General features: G+C 69.5%; 17 protein-coding genes and 1 pseudogene. 3 read left to right on the top strand and 15 right to left on the bottom strand.

Annotated elements, in window-relative coordinates; translation table 11 throughout:
• The first annotated feature begins 122 nt into the window (after positions 1-122).
• Positions 123-1,025 (top strand): hypothetical protein, encoded by a 903-nt coding sequence (locus tag GD1_RS07070; protein ID WP_174519026.1) that lies wholly within the window; start codon positions 123-125, stop codon positions 1,023-1,025.
• Positions 1,026-1,145: 120 nt separating this feature from the next.
• Here the strand turns inward: GD1_RS07070 and GD1_RS07065 are convergent, their stop codons facing one another.
• A complete protein-coding gene (locus GD1_RS07065; protein WP_020793243.1) occupies positions 1,146-1,709 on the bottom strand; it encodes a WKL family lipoprotein in 564 nt (187 codons plus the stop codon).
• A gap of 200 nt (positions 1,710-1,909) precedes the next feature.
• Here GD1_RS07065 and GD1_RS07060 point away from each other — a divergent pair, with 200 nt between their 5' ends.
• Positions 1,910-2,872, top strand: coding sequence for an asparaginase (locus GD1_RS07060; protein WP_059036488.1), 963 nt, complete (start codon positions 1,910-1,912; stop codon positions 2,870-2,872).
• A gap of 22 nt (positions 2,873-2,894) precedes the next feature.
• Here the strand turns inward: GD1_RS07060 and GD1_RS07055 are convergent, their stop codons facing one another.
• Both GD1_RS07055 and GD1_RS07050 read right to left on the bottom strand, forming a co-directional pair.
• Positions 2,895-4,271 (bottom strand): DNA polymerase IV, encoded by a 1,377-nt coding sequence (locus tag GD1_RS07055; protein ID WP_059036495.1) that lies wholly within the window; start codon positions 4,269-4,271, stop codon positions 2,895-2,897.
• 160 nt (positions 4,272-4,431) lie between these two features.
• Positions 4,432-4,875: a nitroreductase family deazaflavin-dependent oxidoreductase gene (locus GD1_RS07050; RefSeq protein ID WP_059036487.1), complete on the bottom strand. Its 444-nt coding sequence runs from the start codon at positions 4,873-4,875 to the stop codon at positions 4,432-4,434.
• Positions 4,876-4,987: 112 nt separating this feature from the next.
• On the opposite strand from GD1_RS07050, the gene GD1_RS07045 reads away from it, so the two are divergent.
• Positions 4,988-5,677, top strand: a complete 690-nt coding sequence (locus GD1_RS07045; RefSeq protein ID WP_059036494.1) for a TetR/AcrR family transcriptional regulator — start codon at positions 4,988-4,990, stop codon at positions 5,675-5,677.
• Between the two features lie 346 nt (positions 5,678-6,023).
• On the opposite strand, the pseudogene GD1_RS07040 reads toward GD1_RS07045, so the two are convergent.
• From GD1_RS07040 to murG, 12 genes and pseudogenes are all read right to left on the bottom strand, one after another.
• Positions 6,024-7,400 (bottom strand): annotated as a pseudogene (locus GD1_RS07040) (cytochrome P450); the annotation flags it as partial.
• A gap of 89 nt (positions 7,401-7,489) precedes the next feature.
• On the bottom strand, positions 7,490-10,720 hold the full coding sequence (gene ileS / locus GD1_RS07035; RefSeq protein WP_059036485.1) for an isoleucine--tRNA ligase: 3,231 nt from the start codon (positions 10,718-10,720) through the stop codon (positions 7,490-7,492).
• Between the two features lie 389 nt (positions 10,721-11,109).
• Complete coding sequence (locus GD1_RS07030; RefSeq protein WP_059036484.1) at positions 11,110-11,952, bottom strand: hypothetical protein; 843 nt, start codon at positions 11,950-11,952, stop codon at positions 11,110-11,112.
• Positions 11,953-11,973: 21 nt separating this feature from the next.
• Positions 11,974-12,801, bottom strand: a complete 828-nt coding sequence (gene wag31 / locus GD1_RS07025; protein ID WP_053777360.1) for a DivIVA-like cell division protein Wag31 — start codon at positions 12,799-12,801, stop codon at positions 11,974-11,976.
• A gap of 354 nt (positions 12,802-13,155) precedes the next feature.
• Positions 13,156-13,476, bottom strand: coding sequence for a YggT family protein (locus GD1_RS07020; protein ID WP_053777361.1), 321 nt, complete (start codon positions 13,474-13,476; stop codon positions 13,156-13,158).
• A 112-nt stretch (positions 13,477-13,588) separates the two neighbouring features.
• The gene (locus tag GD1_RS07015; protein ID WP_020790872.1) at positions 13,589-14,371 is read right to left on the bottom strand and encodes a cell division protein SepF; all 783 of its coding nucleotides are present in this window, start codon (positions 14,369-14,371) and stop codon (positions 13,589-13,591) included.
• A 95-nt stretch (positions 14,372-14,466) separates the two neighbouring features.
• Positions 14,467-15,198, bottom strand: coding sequence for a YggS family pyridoxal phosphate-dependent enzyme (locus tag GD1_RS07010; protein ID WP_059036483.1), 732 nt, complete (start codon positions 15,196-15,198; stop codon positions 14,467-14,469).
• Positions 15,195-16,040 (bottom strand): peptidoglycan editing factor PgeF, encoded by an 846-nt coding sequence (gene pgeF, locus GD1_RS07005; RefSeq protein WP_083533931.1) that lies wholly within the window; start codon positions 16,038-16,040, stop codon positions 15,195-15,197. The genes GD1_RS07010 and pgeF overlap by 4 nt, the downstream gene beginning before the upstream one ends.
• A gap of 1 nt (position 16,041) precedes the next feature.
• Positions 16,042-17,217 carry a cell division protein FtsZ gene (gene ftsZ / locus GD1_RS07000; RefSeq protein WP_053777363.1) on the bottom strand — a complete coding sequence of 392 codons (1,176 nt, stop codon included), beginning with the start codon at positions 17,215-17,217 and terminating at the stop codon, positions 16,042-16,044.
• Positions 17,218-17,468: 251 nt separating this feature from the next.
• Positions 17,469-18,167: a cell division protein FtsQ/DivIB gene (locus tag GD1_RS06995; RefSeq protein WP_053777364.1), complete on the bottom strand. Its 699-nt coding sequence runs from the start codon at positions 18,165-18,167 to the stop codon at positions 17,469-17,471.
• Positions 18,167-19,693, bottom strand: a complete 1,527-nt coding sequence (gene murC / locus GD1_RS06990; protein WP_059036482.1) for a UDP-N-acetylmuramate--L-alanine ligase — start codon at positions 19,691-19,693, stop codon at positions 18,167-18,169. The genes GD1_RS06995 and murC overlap by 1 nt, the downstream gene beginning before the upstream one ends.
• Positions 19,690-20,928 (bottom strand): undecaprenyldiphospho-muramoylpentapeptide beta-N-acetylglucosaminyltransferase, encoded by a 1,239-nt coding sequence (murG, locus tag GD1_RS06985; protein WP_059036481.1) that lies wholly within the window; start codon positions 20,926-20,928, stop codon positions 19,690-19,692. Before murG ends, murC begins: the two co-directional genes overlap by 4 nt.
• Positions 20,929-21,092 lie beyond the last annotated feature (164 nt).

The following is a 21,092-nucleotide window of genomic DNA, read 5'->3' as shown; positions in this document are numbered from 1 at the left end:
GACCATCATCCCTGACGCGTGCAATACGCTTGATCGCTGTGCCCGTGACCGCCGATCTCCCCGGTTCTGTCCCCCCTCCGACGCCGCACCGTCCGACGCGTCACCGCCACCTGTCCACCGCGATCGGGGCCGGCCTGACGACCACCGCGCTGCTGCTCGCCGGCTGCGGGTCCGGCGGCGAGAGCACCCCGACGGCGTCGTCGGTGGCCGCTCCGACGACGGGATGTGCGGCGCAGCCCGCCGCCGCGAACGCGACCGCGATCGGTCTGCCCTCGGCGTCGGTGACCCTCACCGGCGCCGGTGCCGAACCGCGCCGGGTGGCCGCGGCCGCCCCGGACCGGACCGCCCCGCAACAGGTGACCCTCACCACTTCCTCCACCGAGGAGTCGGTGTCGGCGGCCACCACGCGGACCGTCGAGATGCCGCTCACCGCGCGATTCGACTGCACCTCGGACACCGAGCTCGACCTGACCCTGGGCACCCCCACCTCACCCGACCCGACGCTGCGCCGGCAGCTGGCCGCCGCGGCGGGCAGCACCGGCGCGCTCTCGTTCGGTCCCGGGCTGGCGCCGCTGTCGTTGCGACTCGCCCCCACCGACGCGTCCTCGTCGGAGGCCCGTAGTGCGATCGAGCAGTCCCTCGTCCAGGCCCTGCACGATGCGATCACCGTGCCGGTCGACGCGATCGGGGTGGGCGCCACCTGGCGCACCGAACGGACCATCGCGTCGGCGGCGACGGTCGTACAGACCGTCGAGGCACGCCTGACCGCATGGGACGGCAACCGGCTGACCATCGCGTTCACCGCCGAGGAGTCCCCGGTGAACTCGATCTTCACCATCCCCGGCGGCGATGCCACGCTGACCATCGCCCGCTACTCCTACACCGGCTCCGGCGAGGTCACCCTGGACCTCACGCGCGGGCTGCCGGTCGGCGGGCAGGCCACCTACACCGGCGCGCGGGAACTCGTCGGTGCCGGCGACCAGTCGCTGCTGCAGAAACTCGGGTTCACCCTCACCTGGCGGTGACCGGTGCCCGGCTCCCGTCACGCGGGCCGGGCATCTCCCGAAGACGACGAAACCGGTGGTCACCGGCCCGGTGAGGGCCGATGACCACCGGTCGTGGTCTTCGATGCCGGAGTACGGCGGTCAGTTCGTCGCCGAGGTCGACTTCTTGGTCGTCGTCGACGAGGTCGGGCACATCGCGCTCTCGATGCCGTTACCGGTGACCAGCGGGCACACGGTGCTGCTCGCCAGCTTCCATCGGCCGCCGTCGTAGACGATCTGTGCGTCGAACGGGGTCGGCGGGTTGTCGGGCAGCTTGATCTGCACCTTGACGGTGGCCTTGTTGGGACCGTCCGCGATCACCGGGCCGAGGATCTTGTAGGTGACGCCCGGGTTGTCCTCACGCGCCTTGACCAGCTTGTCGAAGATGTCGGGGTCCTTCTGGGAGCCCTGCACCAGCTGGGTCTTCTGCGCGTTCGGCACGTCCGGATCGAGCGCGGTGTCGAGCATGGTGTTCAGCTGCGCGACGGTCGGCAGGACCTTGGGGTCGGTGACGTCGGCAGCTCCGGCCGCACCCGACGTGGAGGCTGCGCTGGAGGTCTGCGGGACGGTCGGGACGTCGTCGGAACTGTCACCACCACAGGCTGCGACACCCATCATCACCGCTGCGGCCAACGTGACCGCGCCTACGATCTTCGGAAACTTCAACGATCTCCCTCACTGTCTTCACACAACTGACTACACACCCGGAGGTGCTGCGACCGGGGCCGGTCGGAACTCTCACCACTATGCCAAACGGCACCGGGGACGACCGCGGGACACATGGACGTCGCGGGCACCCTCGGGCAGCGGTTGACGGGACGGAAACGGTTGACGAGACCCCCGGGTTCCCGGAAATCTTGTCAGGCATGTCACCCACGGCCCCGAAACGCATCGTCGTCATCACGACCGGCGGGACGATCGCCTCGCGGACCACCGCCGACGGCGCGGTGCCCGTGCTGTCGGCGTCGGAACTGCTCTCCGACGGGACCGAGGCACCCGATTCGCCCGACGTGGAGTCGGTGGACCTGATGTCGGTGGACTCGTCGTCGCTGACCCCGTCGGATCAGTTCCGGATCGTGACGGCGATCGCCGACACCCTCACCGACCCGGGGGTCGACGGTGTGGTGGTCACCCACGGCACCGACACCATGGAGGAGACCGCCTTTCTCGCGGATCTGTTCGCGGGCGATCGGCGTCCGGTGATCTTCACCGGTGCGGCCTACCCCTCGGATTCGCCGCATTCCGACGGACCGGCCAATCTCGACGATGCGATCCGGCTGGCCGCCGATCCGGCATCGCGGGGTCGCGGGGTGCAGATCATGATGGCCGGCACCGCCCTCGCCGCCCGGGGTGCGTTCAAGGCGCAGACCGCCGGCGCCGAGGCCTTCGACACCGTCCACGACGGGCTGCCGCGACCGTTGCTGACCGGGCCGGTCCCGGTGGGGCATCCGGCCCGGGTGGATGCCTACACGCTCTATCCCGGGGTGTCGCCGGGTCTGATCGCCGCGTCGGTGGCGCAGAACGCGGCCGGGATCGTCCTGGCCGGGACCGGATCGGGCAATGCCCATCCCGACATCACCGCCGAGGTCAGCCTGGCCCGGCAACGCGGGGTGGTCGTGGTGCTCACCACCCGTGTCCCCTTCGGCCCGGTGGCCGCAACCTATGGCGGCGGGGGCGGTGCGGTCGATCTGGAGCGTGCCGGGGCGGTGGTGTCGCGCTGGCTGCGCGCACCGCAGGCCCGGATCGCGTTGCTGGCATTGCTGTCCACCGGATGCGACGCCGCCGAGGTCGCGGACTTCTTCTCCGCATCCGATCCCCGCGAACGCTGATCCGCGCGGGCACCGAACCGTCCTAGTCGTCCGGCGCCGACACCCAATCCAGCGAATCGAGCGGGTCACCGGCCCGCAGATCCGGGTCGTCCTCGGCGAAGGTCCGCGCGAAACCCGGCCCGGTCGAACGGGTCTCGAAGCGAACGGTGACCCTGCCGTGGCCGCTCCCCTGCACCCAGCCGTGTCCGTGTTCGGGATGGCGCACGTCCGCGCCGGTGGCCCACCGGTTCTCCGGCGATCCACCCACCTGCTGCGCGCCGATCAGGCGGCCGTCGGGACGGGTGGCGTCGGGTGCAGCGGTGTCGGGTGCGGTCGGTGAGGACGTGACCGCCGATGCCGCATCGGCGTCCGGGTCCTCGTCGAACAGGGCATACTGCTCGACCGCGCTGAGCCCCGAGTAGCCGACGCCGACCAGCCGCACCGGACCGATCTCGAGCGGATCGAGGGCCATCCGGAGTGCCAGCGCCGCAAGCACATCGAGATCGGCGGTCGCCGTGGGCAGGGTGGAACTCCGGGTCAGGACCGACATGTCGGATCGCTTGAGTTTGAGCACCACGGTGCGGGCCGCGCGACCGTCGGCGACGAGTCGGCGGTGCGCGTCGGCGGCGGCCTTCTCGATGGCCGGACGCAATCCGGCCAGGTCGACGATGTCACGCTGAAAGGTCGACTCGGCCGAGATCTGTTTGGCCGCAGCACGTTCGGTGACCGGACGGTCATCGACCCCCTGTGCCAGCCGGTGCAACGCCGGACCGACCGTGGCACCGAGCAGGGAGGCCACCTCGACATCGCTGAGGGCGGCGAACTCGCCGATCGTGTTCACGCCGATGCGCGCGAGCCGATCCCCCGACACTGGCCCGATCCCCCACAGCTTGCGGACGGGCAGCCCATGCAGGAAGGCGAGCTCCCGGCTCGGCGGGATGACCATCACCCCATCGGGTTTGGCCATCCCGGAGGCGATCTTGGCGATCTGCTTACCGGAACCGAAACCCACCGACGCGGCGAGGCCCACTTCGTCGCGGATGTGTCCGCGCAGGTCCTCGGCGAACGCCTCGGCGTCGGCGGCGGTCGCGCCGACGAGTTCGGCCGGTTCGGCGAATGCCTCGTCGAAGGACAGCATCTCGATCACGCCGACCACCGATCGCACCCGGGCGAAGATCCGCTCACTCACCGCGCGATACACCGCACCGCGCGGCGGGAGCACCACCGCCTGCGCGCCGACGAGTCGACGGGCCTGATGCATCGGCATCGCCGACCGGGCACCGAAGACCCGGGCCTCGTAACTGGCGCCGGCCACCACCCCACGGCCACCGAGACCGCCGACGAGGACCGGCCGTCCGGTCAGGGTCGGCCGGGTCAGCTGTTCCACCGACGCGAAGAAGGCGTCCATGTCCAGGTGCATCACCCAGCGGGCACTCGACTCGGTCGGTGCGGAGGGGACTTCGGGTGACACGACGACATCCTAGGTGGGCCGTCCGCGGGGTGGACGTGGCGGGCGGACTCGCGCGGGCCGGCAGGGGCGCCGGCGGCACGGTTCGCCGGTTCGTCGCAGATCGTGGGGGTCAGTCGATACGGAACACCGGGATCTGGGGTGCGTAGCGGGCGAGATCGTCGGGGCCCGCGTCGGCGCCCATCCCCTCCGGCAGGAATCGCTTGACCTCCCACCCCCATGCCTTCAGGTAGGCGGCGATCACGGCCGGGCGGTCGGCGACGTCCACCTCGACCAGGCGCACCGACCGGCCACGTCGTCCACGTCGGAGTTCGGCGGTGGGTTCGACGCGCACATTGCGCACCCATTGGCTGTTGCCGCGCGGTGACACGAGGTACTCGGTGCCGTCGACGACCAGCGGGTTGACCGGGACCCGTTGCGGTTGACCGGACTTTCGTCCCGTGACGGTCAGGGTCTGGGCGCCGGCCAGGTTGACGCCGTGGTCGACCAGCCATCGGGCGAGGCGATTGAAGGTGGTGTCGAACCCCTGGGGCGGTCGGTAGTGGGTGGTGTTCACGGGATCTCCTCGTCGGTTCCAGGTATTAGAGAGCACTGCTCTCGTTTCGATCATGCACCGATCGTCCGAGGATTTCAAGAGCACCGCTCTCCGATGTGGCAGGATGCGTGTGATGACCCGCCGACCCCCCACCCGCGCCGAGAACCGCGAGGCCATGGAGACCGAGATCCGTCGTCTCGCCCGTGAGCACCTGCGCAGCCACGGTGCCGCCGGATTGTCCCTACGGGCGATCGCGCGCGATCTGGGCGTGGTGTCGTCGGCGGTCTATCGATACGTCCCCAGTCGCGACGAACTGCTCACCACGCTGCTGGTGGAGGGTTACACCGACCTCGCCGATGCGGTCGAGGCCCGGATCGACGAGGTCGACCCCGCCGACCACCGGGCCCGCATCGTGGCCGGGGCGACCGCCGTCCGCGCCTGGGGTGTCGGCGACACCGCACGATGGACGCTCCTGTACGGCAGCCCGGTACCCGGCTACGCCGCCCCACCCGAGCGCACCGTCGGACCGGGCACCCGCGTGCAGGCACGACTGCTCCACGAGATCGCCGACGCCGAGGCCGCCCGGGCGCTCCGTCCCGCCGCGCTCGTCACCGCACCACCGGCGGGCTTCATGAGGGGCGCACGGTCGGAGTTCGGACTGTCCATCTCCGACGAGGCACTGACCGCCGCGGTCACCTTGTGGTCGACCATCGTCGGCATGGTGAGTCTGGAGATCTTCGGCCAGTACGGACCGGACCTCGACGATGCGGACGCCCTGTTCGCCGCTCAACTGGGGACGGTGCTCACCACGCTGTTCGGATGAGATGTGTGTACCCACGACGTCGTCGACGCCCGGTCAATGAGAACAGGCGCCCGGTCAACGGAAACCAGTGCCCAGTCAACGAGAACGGGTGCCCGGTGAACGGAATCTGGTGCCCGGTCAACGGAAACGGGCGCCCGGTCAACGGAAAGTAGCGCCCGGTCAACGGAAACGGACGCCCGGTCAACGGAAACGGGCGCCCAGTCGACGGAAACTGGTGCCCGGTCAACGGAAATCGGCATGCGAGGACGGAGTCGGCACCGCTCGTCGTCGTGATCCGGCGAGACGGCTGCCGCATCGCCTCCGAGATGGCCACCACCCGACCCGGACGGCTCACTGCACCAGCTGATCAGCGAGGCCGGTCGTGGGCGGTGACCGGCGTCCGGGCGGTGCAGGTGAGCCGGTACGGGGCCGGACGCAGTGTTCCGCGTTCGCGCATCTCCGGGGCCGAACGCGCATCGTCGGCAGGATCGGCGAAGGCCAGGTCGAAGGCGTCGGCGAGCCGCGAGATCATCAGCGCCGACTCCTGCATCGCGAAGGCCCGACCGATGCACGCTCGCGGTCCGGTGCCGAACGGTGTGAAGAAGCGATCGGGGAACTCCCGCAAGGCCTTCGCCTCCCAGCGGTCCGGCCGGAAGGTGGCGGCGTCGTCTCCCCAGACGTCGGTGTCGCGCTGCGACGACAACGCATGCACCAGCACGGTGTGGCCCGCCGGGATGTCGTAGCCACCCAGTTGCTGGTCGACGCGTGCGGTGCGGAAGTAGGCGGGCACCGCCGGCCACAGCCGCAGCGCCTCGTTGAGCACCGACCGCGTGAACTTCATACCCGCCACCCCGGCGTAGTCGAATCCACGCATCCCGGCCTCGGCCCGCACCCGGGCGGCGAGGTCGGGATGACGGGCCAGGTACCACACCACCGTCTCCAGCAGCGCCGCCGTCGTCTCGTGACCGGCGACCAGGAAGGTCAGCACCTGATCGCGAATGTTGTCGTGCGGCAACATCTCTCCGGTCTCCGGGTCGGCGGAGTTCAGCATCAGCCCGAGCAGGTCGTCTCGCTCGGGTTCGCGTCCGGCGACCCGGTCGGCGACGATCCCGTCGACGTAGTCGCGCACCCGGTCGAGGCCACCGGCGAACGAACGTCGTTGCCATGCACCACGGATCGGGCCGATGACGGGGAGGTCGTTGGACGACTCCGACGCCCACGACAGCACCGTGGCCAGGGTCTGGAGCAGATCGGCCACCTCCGGCTGCGGGCCCGCCTCGGAGAACAGCCCGAGATCGCGCGAGAACCCGGCGCGAGCGATCACCTCCAGCGTCGCATCGGTCATCGCCCGGTGGACGTCGACCACCGTGTCCGCCGTCCACGACGCGACCAGATCGTCGGCCACCGACGTCATCGCCTCGTGATAGACGCGCAGTGCACCCTGCGCGAAACCCGGGTCGAGGATGTGACGGGCCTGCGCCCACAACGGATCCCGGGTTCGCGCGGTGAACAGTCCGGAACCGGTGATCTCGCGGAACTTCAACGTCGGACCGGCCAGGGCCCGCGCCCACCGCTGCTCGTCGTTGCATTCGGCGGCCAGCCGGCCACCCGCGACGATCGTCAGGTGGATGTCGAGCAGTTTGCGCTCGTAGATCGGTCCGAGGGTCTTGGCCAGCTCCATCTCGTGGAGGGTGGGCCGGCGGCGATCGGCGCCGAAGATGTCACCGAGCACGGGCACGCGGGGACCGGGATGGGGAAACCGGGTGTCGAGCTACACCCGGTCATCCTGCCATCTCGGTCCCGCGTCGGTGAATCAGCGCGTGAACCGGCAGATCACCGCCGGTCGGTGCGGGCGATGTCGACGGTGACGCCGTCACCGAGTTCGATCGCGCCGACAGCCGCGGCGTCGGCGGAGATCACCTCGAAGTCGACGGCCAGCACCTCACCGGCGATCAGCCCGGCGTGGGTCCGCGCCCACTCGACCCGCTCGGCCGGGACGACCATCCGGACCTCGATCCGGTCGGACACGTCCAGGCCCAGATAGCGACGGGCATCCTGCAGTTCGCGGACACGGTCCTTGGCCCAGCCCTCGGCCTCGAGCTCCGGGGTCACGGTGATGTCGAGGACCACCAGACCGCCACCGCCGGGCAGCTCCGCGGTGGACTCGGGTGACTCGGCGACCAGCTTGCGGGTGTACTCCCCCTCCTGCAGGTCGATGCCGTCGGCACTGACCACCTCGGTACCGTCGGCAGCGGTGCGCATCTCCCAGTTGCCGGCCTTGACCGCCTTGATCACCCGCTGGACGTCCTTGCCCAGACGCGGACCGGCCGCACGTGCGTTGACGACCAGTTCGTTGCGACCGTAGGCGGCGGTGTCGGTCGACAGGGTCACCGACTTCACGTTCATCTCGTCGGCGACGAGGTCGGTGTAGGGACGCAGCAGTTCGGCCCGCGGGGACGCCACGGTCAGCCCCGGCAGGGGCAGCCGCACGCGCAGCTGGTTGGCCTTGCGCACACTCGACGCGGTGGAGCACACCGCCTGCACCTGGTCCATCGCCGCCACCAGATCCGGGTCGGCCGGCAGGTCCGACGCCGCAGGCCAGTCGGTGATGTGCACCGACCGACCGCCGGTCAGGCCACGCCAGATCGCCTCGGTGGCCAGCGGCAGCAGCGGGGCGGCCAGCCGTGCCGACACCTCGAGCACCGTGTAGAGGGTGTCGAAGGCATCCGGGTCGTCGTTCTGACCGGACCAGAACCGGGCGCGCGAACGGCGCACATACCAGTTGGTCAGCGACTCGACGAACTCCCGGAACGACTCGCACGCACCGGCGATGTCGTAGACGTCGAGCGCCTCGGTCATCTCGTCGCGCGTGACGGCCAGCTTGGCCAGGATGTAGCGGTCGAGCACATTGGTCGAGTCGGTCCGCCAGGTGGCCGGCTTGTCCGCGTACAGCTGCAAGAAGCTGTAGGCGTTCCACAGTGGCAGCAGCGCCTGCCGCACGCCTTCACGGATGCCACGCTCGGTGACCACCAGGTTGCCGCCGCGCAGGATCGGCGAGGCCATCAGGAACCACCGCATGGCATCGCTGCCGTCGCGGTCGAAGACCTCGTTGACGTCCGGGTAGTTGCGCTTGGACTTGCTCATCTTCTGGCCGTCGTTGCCCAGCACGATGCCGTGTGCGGCAACGGTCTTGAACGCGGGCCGGTCGAACAGCGCGGTCGCCAGGACGTGCAGGTTGTAGAACCAGCCGCGGGTCTGCCCGTTGTACTCGACGATGAAGTCGCCCGGATTGTGCGGCAGCACACCGCTGTTCGGGTCACCGTCGAACCAGTCGGCGTTCTCGAACGGGTAGTGCACCTGGGCATACGGCATCGAGCCGGACTCGAACCAGCAGTCGAGCACCTCGGGTACCCGACGCATCGTCGAGCGTCCGGTCGGGTCGTCGGGGTTCGGCCGGGTCAGCTCGTCGATGTAGGGACGGTGCAGGTTGTCCGGGCGCACCCCGAAGTCCCGCTCGAGGTCGTCGAGCGAGCCGTACACGTCGGTGCGCGGGTACTCCGGGTCGTCGGAGACCCACACCGGGATGGGCGCACCCCAGTACCGGTTGCGGCTGATGTTCCAGTCGCGGGCACCCTCGAGCCACTTGCCGAACTGGCCGTCGCGGATGTGCGACGGCGCCCAGGTGATCTGCTTGTTGAGCTCGATCATCCGGTCCTTGATCGGATCGACCGCCACGAACCACGACGGCACCGCCATGTAGATCAGCGGCTGCCCCGACCGCCACGAGTGCGGGTAGGAGTGCTCGATGGTCTCGTGGCGCAGGATGCGGCCCGCGGCCTTGAGGTCCTTGATGATCACCGGGTTGGCGTCGAAGACCATCAGGCCCTCGTACGGCGGCACCAGCGAGGTGAACCGGCCACCCGGGTCGAGCGGCTGCACCACCTCGATGCCGTTGGCGGTCGCGACATCCATGTCCTCTTCACCGAAAGCCGGTGCGAGGTGGACGATTCCGGTGCCGCTGTCGGTGGTGACGTAGTCGGCGGTCAGGATCCGGTGGGCGTTGGGGTGCCCGACGAAGAAGTCGAACGGCGGGGTGTAGGTCAGCCCCGCGAGGTCGGCACCGACGTAGGTGGCCACCTCGGTGACCTCACCGAGTTCCTTGGCGTAGGCGCCGACGAGTGCCTGCGCCAGCAGGTATCCGACACCTTCTTCGGTGCGGACGTGGGCGTAGGTCACCCCGGGATGGACCGCGATCGCGAGGTTCGACGGCAGGGTCCACGGCGTGGTGGTCCAGATCAGGGCGTTGACCCCGTCGAGACCGGCCAGCGGGCCGTCGGCCGGCGCACTCAGCGGCATGGTGACGGTGACCGCCGGGTCCTGACGCATCCGGTAGGCGTCGTCGAGCTTGGACTCCTGGTTGCTCAGCGGGGTCTGCTCGTACCAGGAGTACGGCAGCACCCGGTAGCCCTGGTAGATCAGTCCCTTGTCCCAGAGCCGCCGGAACGCCCACATGACGGACTCCATGAAGTCGAGGTCGAGTGTCTTGTAGTCGTTGTCGAAGTCGACCCACCGGGCCTGGCGGGTGACGTAGTCACGCCACTCGCCGGTGTAGCGCAGCACCGAGTCGCGGCAGAAGTCGTTGAACTTCTCCACGCCCATCTTCTCGATCTCACCCTTGTCGGTGATACCGAGCTGCCGCTCCGCCTCCAGCTCGGCAGGCAATCCGTGGGTGTCCCAACCGAATCGGCGCTCGACGCGCTTGCCACGCATGGTCTGGTACCGCGGTACCACATCCTTGACGTAACCGGTCAGGAGGTGGCCGTAGTGCGGCAGTCCGTTCGCGAACGGCGGGCCGTCGTAGAAGACGAACTCCTCGGCGTCGGCACGGTTGGTGATGGACGCGGTGAAGGTCTGGTCGGCGTCCCAGTACGCGAGCACCTTCTGCTCGACGTCGGGGAACGACGGTGCACCGTGGCCGTCGCCGCCGGTCATGTCGATCACCGGGTACGCGCGGGACGCGCCGCTTCCGGCGTCGGGGTGGGAGCGGGTGGACTCGTCGCTCATCGTGGGGACTCCTCGTGCCATGTGACCACTGTGCTGGGTTCGCCAGATGTCGGGTCACCACTGTGTTCGGCACGGGGACGCGACGATCACTCGGCGCGCGGTACCACCCCGTTTGCATCGGCAGGCCGATGCCTCTCGGGATCTCCGCCGATCAACGGGTGATCGACGCGATCGTCGGCTGTGACGGGCCGACCCGCCCGGTTCTAGTGAGCATCCACGGTGGTGGACGCCGTTCTTCCGGGTGCTCCCCGGTGATGGCCGGATCAACGCGTTGTCCAGTGTAACGATGCCGGACCCGCCGACACCACTTCGCCCCCGGAGCAGACGTCGCCCCGATACCCTCCGAGGCTCTGGCCGAGCCGCGATGGCCACCGGGATCGGACCACTCCCTACTGGGTGGGCGGTCGCCACTCCGGATCGAGCGGGTCGATCTTGCGCGGCGGCTGCTGCGGCCCCGGTGGACGCTGGGGCGCACGAGGCGGCTGACCGCCCGGACCGTTCTGGGCCGGACCGGCCTGACCCCGACTGTTCTGGCCCGGACCGGCTTGACCCGGACCGTTCTGGGCCGGACCGTTCTGGGCCGGACCGTTTTGGGGCCGGGGCTGCGAACCGGGCGCCGGTGGCATCGGCTGCCGTGGCGGCGGCGATCCGGGCGCAGGCCCGGGCCGGTACACCGGCTGCTGTCCCGTGCGCGGGACGTCGCCGGCACCCACCGAACGGAGGTAGTCGGCGTACCCACCGCCGGTGTTCGGCGTCTGGGCAGGTCGCGTACCCGCCGGATTCTGCGCACCCGGCGCCCCCGGTGGGGCGGTCGGCTGCACCGGACGGGACACCGGGGCGGACTGCGTCGCCCCGGTCGATTCCGGCGCGACCTGAGGGTTGGGTCCCGATTGTGGTTCGACGACGCCCTGCCACAGCGCTTGTCGTTCCTGCTCCGGTGAGACCCGGACGTCTTCCCCGGCGTCCGGTTCGATCGCGCCGTCGTCGGCACCATCGTTCGTCTCGTCGACATCGCCGTCATGGTCGGCAGGGCCGAAGCCGAAGCCGCCACCGGAGTCGGCAGGAGCGTCAGCCCCGCGTCGCGAGGAGCGCACGATGTCGGCGACCAGGAAGATCAGACCGACCAGGCACACCACGATGCAGGCGACAGCCAGCCACACGGTTCCCGTGACCAGGCCGACCACGAGCAGGACAAACCCGATGAGGGTGGCCGCAAGGGCCAGAATCAGCACGTCATCCGCTTACTCGACGGCTCAGCTCTGCGAGTAGCTGCTGAAACCGCCGTTGCCCGGATCCGTGGAGAAGGACTGGTCCGCAGGACGTCCGTTCTCCACCGGCGCGGCACTACCCCGCTGCTGCAGCTCCTCGAGCTGCGACTCGAGGTAGGTCTTGAGCCGGGTGCGGTATTCACGCTCGTAGATCTTGAGCTGCTCGATGCGACCTTCGAGAACACCACGCTGCTGGTTGATGGTGCCCATGATCTCGGCATGCTTGCGCTCGGCGTCGCTCTGCAGGGCGTCGGCGCGTTCCTGCGCCTGACGGACCTGGGCCTCCGAACGGGTCTGCGCGTCGGCGAGGATCGCCTCCGACCGCTGACGGGCGTCGGTCAGCATCGCCTCGGACTTGCTCTGCGCCTCGGCGACCATCGAGTCCGCACGCTGGCGGGCATCGGTGAGCAGGGTGTCGGCCTCCTGGCGCGACGACGAGGTCAGCCGGTCGGCGGTCTCCTGGGCCAGGCCGAGCACCTTGGCGGCACGGACATGGGCATCCTCGTCGGGAACGGCCGGTGCCACGGGAGCAGCCGGCGGGGCGACGGGCTCGGTGGGCTGCGCGATCGGGAAGACCTGGGTGTGGTCCTCGGAAGGCGCCGGACCGGCCTGCGCACCCGACTTGGCGGCGGCGAGTTCCCCTTCGAGCTCCTCGATCCGCTGCTTCAGATCCGAGTTCTCATCGATCAAACGGGCGAGCTCCGCTTCGACGAAGTCGAGGAACTGGTCGACCTCGTCCTCGTTGTAGCCGCGCTTACCGATAGGCGGTTTGCTGAACGCGACGTTGTGCACATCAGCTGGTGTCAGCCGCATGTCGGTTCCCCTCAATGTCGTTCGAGCTTCTCTACTTGTTGGCAGTCGATCTCAGGTGACGAGAACGCCATCCAGTACAGACTGTCACTGATCATTCATACCAGTCAAAATCCGTAACTGGAGTTCCATCCTGTCACATCCGAACCGTTTGCGGCAGTCCGTCGATGTCGTCCTGCAATCAAACGGTCACTCAACTATGACATCCCGACGGCACTGTGCGGGTCAATCGGTGCGCGGATTCCGACCCACCTTCCTTTGACTCCCGGTGATCGGAGTTCCGGCTCGCAGTGATCGGGTTTCTCTTCACCCGCGCCCCGACCCGCCGGAGGACTCCTCACATCAGACCGAGGGCTCTCACATCAGGCCGAGCGCCGAGACCGCCGCACCGGCGCGGAAGGAATTGACCACCTGCATCGCGATGATCACGACGATCATCACGATCATCAGCGAGAGATCCAGACGAACCGGGCCCAGCGGGATGGGCGGGAGGATCCGGCGCAACAGCTTGATCGGCGGATCGGACAGCGTGAACACGATCTCGATGATCACCACCACGATGCCGGTGGGACGCCAGTCCCGCGCGAAGGTCCGCACCAACTCCACCACGAGCCGCGCCAGCAGCAGGAGCCAATACACGAACAGGACGTAGTAGATGATTTCGAAGAGCATTGCCACATCTCAAGAGTGCCTGACAGCCGACACCCGCGGCGGCACCGGTACCCACTACCGGCGCCGACCGCGGGTGCGCTGTGTTCGGACTGACGAACGAACCCGGATCGGGGTGCGTTCAGGACTGGTTGTAGAAGCCGGTCTCGGCGATCTTGCGCCGGTCCTCGGCCGAGACGTCGATGTCGGCCGGTGACAGCAGGAAGACCTTGGTGGCGACCTTGTCGAACGAGCCGCGCAGGGCGAAGGCCAGCCCTGCGGCGAAGTCGACGAGGCGCTTGGCGTCGTCGTTGCTCATGTTGACCAGGTCCATGATCACCGGGTTGCCGTCACGGAAACGCTCGCCGATGGTGCGGGCCTCGCTGTAGTCGGACGGACGCAAGGTGGTGATCTTGTGCAGCGGACCGTCGGCGAACACTCGTTCCAGCTCCCCATGCTCTGCATTGATCGATCGCGGTGCCGAGGCGGCCCGCAGGGTGGCACTGCTCGAACGCTGCAACGGCTCGAGGCGTGCGACCGGCCGCACCCGCTCGGGGCCCGCATCTGCACCGTGACGACCACCGGCGTAGGTGTACTCGGGAGCACCGGCGTACTCGTGTCCGTAGGAGCCGCCGCCGTAGCGACGCTCGTCGGCATAGCCCTGATCGGCGTCGCGGTAACCGGCCTCCGCGTAGCCCTCGGGCGCATATCCCTCCGATGCGTACCCCTCGCGGTACCCGCCGTCGCGGTACGAGGCATCCCCGTCCCGGTACGAGCCGTCGCCGTAGTACTCGTCGCGGTAGGCGCGCTCGCGGGCGGCCGCACCGCGCACCGGGCCAGGACCCGGCTCGTCGAGGTAGTCGTCCTCGTACTCGCTCGGAGGCACCATGCCGAAATACGCCTTGAATTTCTGCATCGTGGTCATGTGCGGGCCTCTCTGTCGTCCGACGCTCTAGAGCGGTGTTGCAGCTGTTGCCGGTGTGTGAGTTGTTCTCGGTGGTTCTGCTGTGACCAATGTGATTACTGAGAGAGTATCGGCCGCGATCCCATGATCGCGGTACCGACACGCACACATGTCGACCCGTACTCGACGGCGACTTCCATATCGCCGGACATGCCCGCCGACAGCCCGTCCGCCTCCGGATACCGCTCGAGGAACCCCGCACGGATACGCGCGAGCTCGGCCATCCAGTGCTGCGGCTCGCCGGACAAGGGCGTGATGGCCATCAGGCCGCGCAGCCGCAACCCCGCGGAGCCGGCGACCTGCTCGGCCAGCACCGGCAGCGCCTCCTCCACCACACCGCCCCGCTCCGGATCGCCGTCCAGGCTGACCTGCACGAACACGCCGAGCGGGTCGGACCGCTCACCGGCTTCGAGGGCCGCCGACGCCGAGCGGGCGAGGGCATCGACCAGTCGGTCACGATCCACCGAGTGCACCGAACGGGCCCAGCGCGCGACCGTGCGGGCCTTCTTGGTCTGCACCGTCCCGATCATGTCGAAGACGGCACCGGAGGCGGTGACCTCGTCGGCGATCTCGGCGATCTTGCGACTGGCCTCCGGTTCCCGCGATTCGCCGAACTCCCGCTCCCCCAGCCCGATGAGGCGGGAAACGTCACCGGCCGGGAAGAACTTCGTCACCACCAGCAGTTCCACGTCACCGGGGGCACGGCCCGCGGCGTCGACCGCAGCGGCCAATCGGTCCCGCACGGCGCCGAGCCGTTGCGCGAGCTCGGTGGTCCGGGCATCGGTCACGGTTGCGGCGTCCCCTCCGGATCGGTTCCGGCCCGGCCGGTCTCCGGGTCGATCCAGATGACCGACGCGAGCCGGCCGGTGGGGGCCTGCCTGCGGTGGCTGAACAGCGCGCCGTCGGTGATGGTGCAGCGCGGATCCACCGCGACCGCACCCACACCGGCGGCCAGCAGTTGCCGCCGGAGTCCGGCACGCAGATCCAGGCCCGCGGTCCCCTGACGGGTACGGCAGGCACTGCCCGGCAGATGTTCCTCGACGTCACGCTGCATGGCGTCGGGCACCTCGTAGCGTTCGCCGCTCGCGGCCGGTCCCAGGAAGGCACCGATCCGTTCGGGTCGGGCACCGAGTCCGATCATGACGCGCAGGACCGCAGGCACGATGCCGATCCGGGCACCCACCCGGCCGGCGTGCACCCCGGCGATCACACCCGCCTCGTCGTCGCTGAGCAGCACCGGCACACAGTCCGCCGACAGCACCGCCAGCGCCAGTCCCGGGGTGGTGGTGACCAGGGCATCGGTGGCCGGCAGCGTGATCCACCCGTCCTTGCGGGGTGCGGTCTGCGCCGTGGTGTCGTCGACGACGGTCACGTTACGGCTGTGGATCTGTTCCATCCAGATGACCGAGTCGTCGGGCAGACCGATCTGACTCGCCAGCCGGGACCGGTTGGCCCCCACCGCGGCCGGATCGTCGCCGACATGATCACCGAGGTTGAACGAGTCGTACGGCGCACGGGACACACCACCGGCCCGGGTGGTGATCACCCGGCGCGTGCGGGCGGCGGGTTCCGCCCCGTCCGCACCGGTGGTCGATTCCGTGCCGCCCGGGGTGCGTTCGGAGCGGGTCATCTCAGCGCTTCATGAACGACGGGACGTCGACGTCGTCGTCGTCGATGGTCACGCTGTTGCGGCGCGGCCGCTCCGGCGCGGCCTCGGCGGCGAACGGATCGCCCTTGCCGGCCGGCATGTCACCGAACAGCGGATCGTTCTTCGGCGCGGCCGCGACCGAGCCGGCCTGCCCGGCACCGACCTTGCCCGGACCGGCGGCGGCCGCCGGGGCGTCGGCACGCTTGCGCGGGCTGCCGCCGTCGAAGCCGGCCGCGATGACGGTGACACGGACCTCGTCGCCGAGGTTGTCGTCGATCACGGTGCCGAAGATGATGTTGGCGTCCTCGTGGGCCGCCTCCTGGACCTGCGTCGCCGCATTGTGGATCTCGAACAGACCCAGGTCGCTGCCGCCGGCGATGGAGATGAGCACGCCGCGCGCACCCTCCATGGACGCCTCGAGCAGTGGCGAGTTGATGGCCGACTCGGCGGCCTTGCGGGCGCGCTCCTCGCCGCGGGCCGAACCGATACCCATCAGGGCACTGCCGGCGTCGCTCATCACTCCCTTGACGTCGGCGAAGTCGACGTTGATCAGACCGGGGGTGGTGATCAGGTCGGTGATGCCCTGGACACCGTTGAGGAGCACCTCGTCGGCGCTGCGGAAGGCGTCCATCAGGCTCACCTGGGCGTCGCCGAGCTGCAGCAGCCGGTCGTTGGGGATGACGATCAGGGTGTCGCAGGACTCGCGCAGCGCGGTGATGCCGGCCTCGGCCTGGTTGCCGCGCCGCTTGCCCTCGAAGGCGAACGGACGGGTGACCACACCGACGGTCAGCGCGCCGAGCTTGCGGGCGATGGACGCGACGACCGGTGCACCGCCGGTGCCGGTGCCGCCACCCTCACCGGCGGTCACGAAGACCATGTCGGCGCCCTTGAGGAGCTCCTCGATCTCGTCGCGGGCGTCCTCGGCGGCCCGGCGACCCACCTCGGGGTCGGCGCCGGCACCGAGACCGCGGGTCGAGTCACGACCGACGTCGAGCTTGACGTCGGCATCGCTCATCAGCAACGCCTGGGCGTCGGTGTTGATCGCGATGAACTCGACACCCTTGAGTCCCTGCTCGATCATGCGGTTCACGGCATTGACGCCGCCGCCGCCGATGCCGACGACCTTGATCACGGCCAGGTAGTTGTGCGGTGGCGTCATGACGCTCGCCTTCCTTGTCGTTCGAAAAAACCCTAAACCTCAACCATAGATATAGAGTTATGTCAAGTACTTGATGTTGGGTTTCAAGCTATGCACCCATACCCCGCTGGGCCAGCAACGCCCTCGGCGTGTCGCCAAGTCGTGTCCACGCTGTTGCCGAAAATGCCCGTCGCGACCCGAAAAACGCGCGCGACGGCACAGGAAAGCGTGGGAAGACGCCGCCGAAAGCATTTCCGGAAAAGTGCACACCGTCATTTGTACGCCGGGAAATTGGGGCTCGACACGTTGTACTCGGTTGCCTTGCGCGTCAACAGGTATTCCAGGGTGCGCGCTTTCTCCGCCCCCTGCGAGTCGTCACCCCACACCACGGTGCGATTCCCGGTGAGCCCGAACTCGATTCCCACCGGCGACGACGCGTTCACCGTCTTCACCAGAACCTTGATGTCGACCGGCAGCCCGGCGACCACCCCGAGCGCGGCCTTGGTGGTGGGGTCGGCGGGACCCGGTGTGGCCGTGTGGAACACCGGCAGCTTCTTGATCTCCGGTGGCGCCGACTGCGCGTTGTAGGTGAGGTAGCCGACGCCGAACCGGTCGAGTACGTGCAGCTTGTCGCCCTCGGTCACCACCGCCACCGGGGTGCGCTCGACGATGCCGATCTCCAGTGTCGACGGATAACCCCGTTGCACGCGAGCCGATTCCACCGACGGGATGTCGGCGACCCGCCGCGCCACCGCCTCGGTGTCGACCTGCAGCAGCGGGGTCCCCTGCGCGACGTCGGCCGCACCGAGGATGGTCATCCCGGGAATCGTGTGGTTGCCCGTGATCTCGGTGTTGCGCACCGACATCAGCGGGGTGAGATAGGCGACCAGCACCAGCGCCACCACGATGACCACCGTGGTGACGGTGCCCACCAGGATGCGCGTCCGGCGGCGCTGCGGCACCAGCCTCATCAGATGTCCCCGACGATGCTTTCGTCCGACGCGCGATCGGCCAACGCAGCAAGGATTTCCGGGCCCTGCATGGTGATGTCACCGGCACCGAGGGTGAGCACGATGTCCCCCGGCCGGGCCACCGCGGCCAGCAGCGCGGCGAGTGCGGACAGATCCGCCGCGAAATGCCCCGGCGTCGTGAGATGATCGACGATCAGTGCGCCGCTGACGCCCGGGATCGGTTCTTCCCGTGCGCCGTAGACGTCGGCCACCACCACCTCGTCGGCCAGGCTCAGCGATGCCGCGAACTCCTCGGCGAATTCCTTTGTCCGCGAGTACAGATGCGGCTGGAACACCGCGATGACACGAGGTCCGGTATCGGCCCCGTCCGGGTCTCGCGCCTCGACCATCGCCCGTGCGGCGGTCAGCACCGCGGCGACCTCGGTGGGATGGTGGGCGTAGTCGTCGTACACCTCCACGCCGTCGGCGCGGCCCTTGAACTCGAACCGGCGGCGCACCCCGCCGAAGGCCTCGATCCCGGCGACCACCTCGGCCAGCTCGCCGCCGGCCCGGACCGCACCGATCGTCGCACCGATGGCATTGCGCGCCATGTGGATTCCGGGGATGGTCAGTTTCAGGGTGATCGTGGAGTCCGGATCGGCCGGATCGGCGAGCGGGTCACCGAACCGCACCACCACGTGCGAACCACCGGCCACCGGAGACCAGTCGACGAGCGTCGCGGCCATCCGGACGCCCGCGGGCACCTCGGCCTCGGGCGCGCCGTAACCGAGGACCGCCACCCCGCGCTCGGCGAGCGGTCCGGCGCTGCGTGCGGCAAGCGCCGCTGCCCCGGGGTCGTCGAGGCACACCACCAGGGTGCCGCCGGGCCGGATCCGGTCGACGAAGTCGTCGAAGACGGCCACGTACTTCTCGACGGTGCCGAAGAAATCGAGGTGATCGGCCTCCACATTGGTCACCACCACCACGTCCGGCCGGTATTCGAGCAGCGAACCGTCGCTCTCGTCGGCCTCGGCGACGAAGACCTCACCGCTGCCGTGGTGGGCATTGGTGCCGGACTCGTTGAGTTCACCGCCGATCGCGAACGACGGGTCGAGGCCGCCGTGCTGCAGCGCCACCACCGCCATCGACGTGGTGGAGGTCTTTCCGTGTGTGCCGGCGACCAGCAGCGTGCGGTATCCGGCCATCAGCTCGGCGAGCACCCGGGGCCGCAGCAGCACCGGGATCCCACGGGAGCGGGCCGCGACGAGTTCGGGGTTGGTCTTCGGGATCGCGGCGTGGGTGGTGACCACCACCGACGGCCCGCCCGGGATCTGGTCGAGCGCCGACGGCGAGTGCCCGATCTGGATGTGGGCCCCGCGGGTACGCAGCGCGAGGATGCCGCGGCCGGACTTGGCATCCGAGCCCGACACCTGGCCGCCGCGCGACAGCAGGATGCGCGCCAGACCCGACATCCCTGCGCCACCGATGCCCACCATGTGGACCCGGCGCAGGTGTTCGGGCAGGTCCCCGACGTGCTCCTGGGTCATCGTCGACTCCCCCGCCGGCGCCGGTGACCGGCGTGGAACTTCTCGGCGAGCTCCAATGCGGTCTGGGCGACCTCGGTCGCCGCGTCGCGGTGGCCGGTGCCCGAGGCGGCCACCGACATCGCGGCGAGCCGCTCGGTGTCGGCGAGCATCGCCGGCACCTCCCGGGCCACCCAGTCGCTGGTGATGTCGTCGTTGTCGACGAGGACGCCGCCACCGGCCTCCACCACCGGCAGGGCGTTGAGCCGCTGTTCGCCGTTGCCGTGCGGCAGCGGGACGTACACCGCGGGCAGGCCGGTCGCCGACACCTCGGCGACGGTCATCGCACCCGAACGGCACATCACCAGATCGGCGGCCGCATACGCCAGGTCCATCCGCTTGAGGTAGCCGACACCGCAGTACGGGGGCGCATCCGGCGGGGACACCGGTGCGATCGAGTTCTTGGGGCCGTAGGCGTGCAGCACCCCGATCCCGGCACGTCCGAGGGCGTCGGCGGCACCGGCGACGGCGTCGTTGAGCTGCTGGGCGCCCTGCGATCCGCCGAACACCAGCAGCGTCGGGGCCTGTTCGTCGAGGCCGAAGTAGTGCCGGGCCTTGGCGCGCAGCGCGGGCCGGTCGAGTTCGGTGATCTGGCCACGCACCGGGATGCCCACGACCCGGGCGTTCTCCAGGCCCGAGCCGTCGACGGCGGCGAGGACGGCGTCGGCGAAGCGGGCACCGACCTTGTTGGCGATGCCGGCACTCGCATTGGCCTCGTGGATCACGATCGGCAGCCGGCGGCGGGCGCGCAGATGACTCTGCGCGGCGAGGTAGGCGGGAATGGACACGTAGCCGCCGAAGCCGATCACCACGTCGGCGTCGACAGCGGCGAGGACCCGCCGGGTCGCCATCACCGAGCGGGCCAGCCGCATCGGGGTGCGGGCCAGTTCGAGTCCGGGTTTGCGGGGCAGCGGCACCGGCGGGATCAGCGACAACTCGTAGCCGCGTTCAGGGACCAGCGTGGTCTCCAGACCGCGGGTGGTGCCCAATGCGGTGATCCGCGCATGCGGGGCCAGTCGGCGCACGGCGTCGGCGACGGCCAGTGCGGGTTCGATGTGTCCGGCGGTTCCGCCGCCTGCGACCACCACCGACAGCGGCCGGCCGTCGGTGTCGTCGCCCGGTGCCGAGTTCACGGTTTCTGCCTTCCCTGCTGCCGAGTTCACCGGCACTCCACTTTCTCCGCCACCCGTGGGCGGCATTGTCGATCACTCACCTGTGCGGCGGCCTGCCGGCCGTTCACCAACCGCCACGGGAGCGGCCCGGGTCGGTACCCCGGCCCCGTCCGGAGCGGCCCGGGTCGGACCGCCGTTGGTCCTGGCCGCCGGGGTCCCGGACGGCCCGGGAACCGGGCCGGTAACCGCGC

Origin of the sequence: Gordonia desulfuricans NBRC 100010, from assembly GCF_001485495.1 — a bacterium.
Classification (GTDB): domain Bacteria; phylum Actinomycetota; class Actinomycetes; order Mycobacteriales; family Mycobacteriaceae; genus Gordonia; species Gordonia desulfuricans.
This window is presented reverse-complemented; position numbering and strand designations above follow the sequence as displayed.

Excerpts from the sequence above, each read along its gene's own strand:
- GD1_RS07060 (WP_059036488.1), top strand. The coding sequence starts at position 1,910 with ATGTCACCCACGGCCCCGAAACGCATCGTCGTCATCACGACCGGCGGG.
- GD1_RS07055 (WP_059036495.1), bottom strand. The coding sequence starts at position 4,271 with ATGCACCTGGACATGGACGCCTTCTTCGCGTCGGTGGAACAGCTGACC.
- GD1_RS07045 (WP_059036494.1), top strand. The coding sequence starts at position 4,988 with ATGACCCGCCGACCCCCCACCCGCGCCGAGAACCGCGAGGCCATGGAG.
- ileS (WP_059036485.1), bottom strand. The coding sequence starts at position 10,720 with ATGAGCGACGAGTCCACCCGCTCCCACCCCGACGCCGGAAGCGGCGCG.
- wag31 (WP_053777360.1), bottom strand. The coding sequence starts at position 12,801 with ATGCGGCTGACACCAGCTGATGTGCACAACGTCGCGTTCAGCAAACCG.
- GD1_RS07015 (WP_020790872.1), bottom strand. The coding sequence starts at position 14,371 with ATGACCACGATGCAGAAATTCAAGGCGTATTTCGGCATGGTGCCTCCG.
- pgeF (WP_083533931.1), bottom strand. The coding sequence starts at position 16,040 with ATGACCCGCTCCGAACGCACCCCGGGCGGCACGGAATCGACCACCGGT.
- ftsZ (WP_053777363.1), bottom strand. The coding sequence starts at position 17,217 with ATGACGCCACCGCACAACTACCTGGCCGTGATCAAGGTCGTCGGCATC.
- GD1_RS06995 (WP_053777364.1), bottom strand. The coding sequence starts at position 18,167 with ATGAGGCTGGTGCCGCAGCGCCGCCGGACGCGCATCCTGGTGGGCACC.
- murC (WP_059036482.1), bottom strand. The coding sequence starts at position 19,693 with ATGACCCAGGAGCACGTCGGGGACCTGCCCGAACACCTGCGCCGGGTC.
- murG (WP_059036481.1), bottom strand. The coding sequence starts at position 20,928 with ATGCCGCCCACGGGTGGCGGAGAAAGTGGAGTGCCGGTGAACTCGGCA.